Origin of the sequence: Roseateles sp. (assembly GCF_036404855.1) — a bacterium.
GTDB lineage: Bacteria > Pseudomonadota > Gammaproteobacteria > Burkholderiales > Burkholderiaceae_C > Pelomonas.
Genome location: NZ_DASWYS010000012.1, coordinates 1 through 4,455, shown reverse-complemented (window position 1 = coordinate 4,455; position 4,455 = coordinate 1). Strand labels below are relative to the sequence as shown.

Annotated in this window: 5 protein-coding genes; 2 read left to right on the top strand and 3 right to left on the bottom strand. The window is 69.3% G+C overall.

Going from position 1 to position 4,455, the window contains the following annotated elements:
- The 3 genes from tssA to VGF12_RS00765 all read right to left on the bottom strand — a co-directional run.
- Positions 1–910, bottom strand: a 910-nt coding sequence (tssA, locus tag VGF12_RS00775; protein ID WP_331174140.1) for a type VI secretion system protein TssA, incomplete at its 3' end; no start/stop codon positions are given.
- Positions 911–1,006: 96 nt separating this feature from the next.
- Positions 1,007–2,788, bottom strand: coding sequence for a hybrid sensor histidine kinase/response regulator (locus VGF12_RS00770; protein ID WP_331174139.1), 1,782 nt, complete (start codon positions 2,786–2,788; stop codon positions 1,007–1,009).
- Entirely contained in the window at positions 2,785–3,420 is a 636-nt protein-coding gene (locus VGF12_RS00765) for a response regulator transcription factor (protein ID WP_331174138.1), read from the bottom strand. Before VGF12_RS00765 ends, VGF12_RS00770 begins: the two co-directional genes overlap by 4 nt.
- Before the next feature lie 218 nt (positions 3,421–3,638).
- Between VGF12_RS00765 and tssJ the strand changes: the two genes are divergently transcribed.
- Together tssJ and tssK are read left to right on the top strand one after the other, a co-directional pair.
- On the top strand, positions 3,639–4,115 hold the full coding sequence (gene tssJ, locus VGF12_RS00760; protein WP_331174137.1) for a type VI secretion system lipoprotein TssJ: 477 nt from the start codon (positions 3,639–3,641) through the stop codon (positions 4,113–4,115).
- A partial coding sequence (tssK, locus tag VGF12_RS00755; protein ID WP_331174136.1) for a type VI secretion system baseplate subunit TssK occupies positions 4,112–4,455 on the top strand: 344 nt, incomplete at its 3' end. The genes tssJ and tssK, both read left to right, overlap by 4 nt.

Sequence of the window (4,455 nt, the reverse complement as noted above, 5' to 3'; positions counted from 1 at the left end):
GCCGCTGCGCGCGGCGGATCAACAGGGGCGCCGGGTTGCTGGGCTCGTGGCTTTCAAGCCACTGGCAGATCTGCTCGAGCTGGCGGACGACGTCTGCGCGACTGCGCGCCGGCGCGTGGCCGAGGCCGTCCGGTGCTGTGGCGGCCGGGGCTGCGTCGGACCCGGCGGCAGCGCCGTTGGTCTTGCGCAAGGCCTGTCCGGCGTGGTCCAGCAGCCGCGCGAGGGGTGTGAAGTCGAGGCTGTTCTCGGCACTGATGCGAGCTTCCAGCGCGGCGGAGATCTGGCCCAAGGCCCGGGCCGCGTCCGTGATGGCCGTACCTGTTTCGGGATGGTTGGCCAGCAGGCCCGACAGCGCCTGCAGTGCACCGGCCTCGGTGGGGCGGACCTCGCCGGGCCAGGGCTCGTCCAGACCGAGGCCGATTTCGAGCTCCCTCAGCGTCAGGCTGCCACGCACAGGCGCGAGGACGGCGGCGCGCAGGTCAGCCAGCACCGGGCCGCCGACGCCCATCGGCGCCAGCGCGCTGACGCGCATGGTGGGATCGTTGCCGTCATGGGCGTCCAGTTGCGGATGAACGCCGTCCCAGAGCCGCTCCAGCAGCCCAGCCGTCAGTTGCAAGGCCTCGGCGGCGCTCGGGAGGCCGAACAGGCGGGCGCGGCTGCGCACCAGCCAGACGGCGACGCGCAGGTCGCGCGTGCGGGTGGCCAGCTGCAGCGCCAGTTCGTGCACCTGCGGCCAGTCAGGCGGCTCGGCCGGGTAGACGGTCTCGCCGTACTGGCGCTCGGGCTTGCCCGCGCCGGCCTGCTCCAGCGCGACGAACTGTGCGTCGTACTCGAGATCGGCGCCGCAGGGGGCCTCCGCACCGAGCGGGCTCCACAGCGATTCCAGGTCCAGCGTTGCTTGGGAAGACATCGAGCGCGCGGCATGTCGCCATGCTGATGGGGTCGGCGCACTCTAGGGGCGAGGCCGCGCGCTTTACAGTGGTCGAAAGTCATCTCCGCCCCCAGCTCAGGCCAGCGCGGCCTGCAGGGCGTTGAAGAGCTGTCGGGGCGGTACCGGCTTGAACAGCAGCGTGGCGCCCGCCGACGAGATGTGTCGCAACTGCTCGTGGCCGGTATCGCCAGTAATGAGGATGGCGGGCAGTTCGCGTCCGCAAAGCCGGCGTACCGTCGCGATGACGTCCACGCCGTCGGGGCCTGCGCCCAGGTGTAGGTCGGACAGCACCAGGTCCACATGCCCGTCCAGACCTTGCACGGCGCGCTCGGCCTCGTCGGCGTCGGCAGCGATCACGGGCTGATAGCCCCATTCAAGCAGCAGCAGGCGCACCCCTTCGCGTATGGCTTCCTCGTCATCCACCACCAGCACCACCAGGGGCCGGTCGATGGCCATGGGTTGGGTATCGGCCGGCGCCAGCTCGTCCTGGATGCCCGGCAGCCCGCCGATCGGCACGCCGACGCGGAAGAGGGTGCCCCGCCCGGGTTGTGACACCACCTCCAGCCGGTGCTGCAGCAGCGCGGCCAGCCTCTTGACGATGGCCAGCCCCATGCCCAGCCCGTGCGTTCGGTCGCGCTGCCCGCGGCCGACCTGGTAGAACTCTTCGAAGATGCGGGGCAGGTCCGCGGGTGCGATGCCGCTGCCGGTGTCCCAGATCTCGATGTTGATGCGTTCGGCCGTGCTGCGTGCGACCACGACGACGCCACCTTGGGTGGTGTACTTGAGCGCGTTCTGCACCAAATTGCCGATGATCCGCTCCAGCAGTTGCGGGTCGCTGGTGACCGTCTTGCCGCCGGGCGAGAAACGCAGTCCCAGGCCGGCCAGTTCGGCCTGCCCGGCGTATTGCATGTGCAGCCGTCGGAACAGGTCGCGCAGCGCAAAAGTCTGGAGGTGCGGCACCAGCGCGCCGGCGTCCAGCTTGGAGACGTCGAGCATGGCGTTGAAGGAGCGTTCCAGCGCATCGACGGCGCGCACCATGTTGCGCGCCAGCGGCTCGTCGGCCGAAGTGGCCAGGCGCTTGTGAAGCGAAGCCGCGAACAGGCCCAGCGCATGTACCGGCTGGCGCAGATCGTGGCTGGCGATGGCGAGGAAGCGGCTCTTCTCCTGGTCGTGCCGCCAGGCGCGGTCGCGTTCGCCTTCCAGCTCGCGCAGGCGGTCGATCTGTTCGATGATCGCCCGCGCCGTCGGCAGCCAGGTTCGGCGGCGCAGCACGCAGGCGGCCAGTGCCAGGCCGCTGGAGGCCGCGGCGGTCATGGTGGCCACGGCCATGCTGCCGCCCAGGGCCGGGCTCATGCAGGCCAGCCAGGGGGCGATCATCGCCGCGGCCCAGATGGCTGCTGGCCAGCTGGCCAGCAGCATGGCCGCCGCGATGCTCGCGGTGACGGCCATGAGCGCCAGTCCCGGCGTGGCCGTCGGCGCCAGCCAGCAGGCCAGAGGCACCAGCATGGCGCCGACGTTGACGGCGGCGACGAACAGGCGGGAGTGCAAGGTGCTGTCCGGCAGCCGTCGCCACAAGAGCATGGCTGTCGTGCCGACGGCCGCGGTCGCCAGCCAGAGTGCCAGCTGCAGGGCGCCTGCGCCGGACAGCGCCAGCATGACGGCCGCGGCGATTCCGTGACCGCTCCACAGCCAGCCGACGCCGCGCGCCTGGGCCAGTGCGCTGCGCCGCGCGGCGTCGGCCAGGCGGCGTTCGACGCTGCGGCGTTCGCCGAGCTCTGCTGCCGTGGGAGACCCGGATTCAGCGGCCGGGCCGTCGACGGCAACATGGCTGCCGCGCGGCGCGGCGCTGGCGCTCATCGGAACAGGCTGATCAAGTGCGAGCGCGAGCGCACGTCCAGCGCCAGCAGCAGCGAGGACACGTAGTTCTTCACCGTGCCAAGGGACAACTGGGTCGAGTTGCTGATCTCCTGATTGGTGCAACCCGAGAGCACAAGCTCCAGGATCTCCAAATGACGCGGCCCGAGCTCGGACACGCGGTCGTACATGGCCGACGGGGGCATACGCGGAAATGCCGTGGTGGCGCCGCCCATGGCATGCGATCCCGGCAGACCATGCGGCCACAACAATGCATTGAGCGTTTCGCGCATCTGCGCGGCGAGCGCCCCCTTGGCGACATAGCCGACCGCGCCCAGCGCACGCGCCTGGCGGATGACGAACTCGTCCTGCGTGCCGCTGAAGACCGCGACGCGCGCCTTGGGATGGGCTTCGAGGAACATCCGAAGCCCTTGCAAGCCCTTGCAATCCGCCAGGTTCAGATCAAGCAGCACGGCTTCGATGTCGCTGCGCTCGCCATAGATGCGGATGGCGTCCTCCAGTGCCGACGCCTCGATCCAGTCGATGGCCTCGCCGTTGAGGTCGGCATAGGTCGTCTTGACGCCAATGCGCACGAGTTCGTGATCGTCTACGAGCAGAACCAATCGTGCCGTCATGCAGACCGTCCTCATGGTGGATTGGGGGCGAGGATAGTGCTTTGGCGACGATCGCGGCACCCCACGGTAAACAGTGAATATTGCGGGCGCTACGGTGCTTTGATCCGCCGGTCCTGATGCGCGGCGCGTCAACGTGCGCGCCCGGCCGGCGGATTACCTAAGTCACGATGCCGCCGAATCGGTGCTGCTTATCCTCGCTGCCTACCTTGGAGCCGCGAGTGAAAAGACATTTTTCAAGGCCGCGGCGCGCGGTCGTCGCGGCCGGCGCGTTGCTCGTGCTGGCCGGCTGCGCGTCCCTGATGCCCGCATCGCCGACGCGCGTCAAGGGTGACATCCAGGCAGTCGATTCGCTCAATCCGAGCGTGTCCCAGCGGCCCTCGCCGCTGCGGCTGAGGATTTACGAATTGCGCGCCGACTCGGTTTTCGCGAAGGCCGACTTCATGTCCCTCTATGAAGGCGACCGTGCACTGCTGGCCGCTGACCTGGTGGCGCGCGACGAGATCACGCTGCAGCCCGGCGAGAAGCGGCCGTATGACAAGCAGCTGAATCCCGAGACGCGCTTTGTCGGCGTGGTGGCGATCTATCGCGACATCGACCGTGCGACCTGGCGCGCCATCGTTCCGGTGCGCCCCAACAAGACGCAGGCGCTGAACATCCGCGCCGATGCTGTGGCGATCTCGGCCGTCGTGCAATGACCGCGCACCATCGGGTGATCTGGTCGCAGGGCATGTTCCTGCAGCCGCATCATTTCCAGCAGGAGAGCCGTTTCGTCGAGCAACTGCTCGATGCGCGTGTCCGCGCAGCCGGCGACTACGCTTGGGGTTTTGGCGCCCTCGTCATCGACGAGTCCCAACTCGCCCTCGGCCGCCTCGCGCTGCTCCGCGCCAGCGGCGTGCTGCCCGACGGCACGGCTTTTTCCATGCCGGACGCCGACGCGCTGCCGCCGCCGCTGGATGTGCCGTCGGACCTGAACGGCGAACTGATCTGCCTGGTCGCGCCACTGGCCCGTGCAGGCGCGACCGAGGTGGATTTCGG

Bases quoted from the DNA above. Each gene is read 5' to 3' on its own strand.
- VGF12_RS00770 (WP_331174139.1), bottom strand. From the start codon at position 2,788: ATGAGCGCCAGCGCCGCGCCGCGCGGCAGCCATGTTGCCGTCGACGGC.
- VGF12_RS00765 (WP_331174138.1), bottom strand. From the start codon at position 3,420: ATGACGGCACGATTGGTTCTGCTCGTAGACGATCACGAACTCGTGCGC.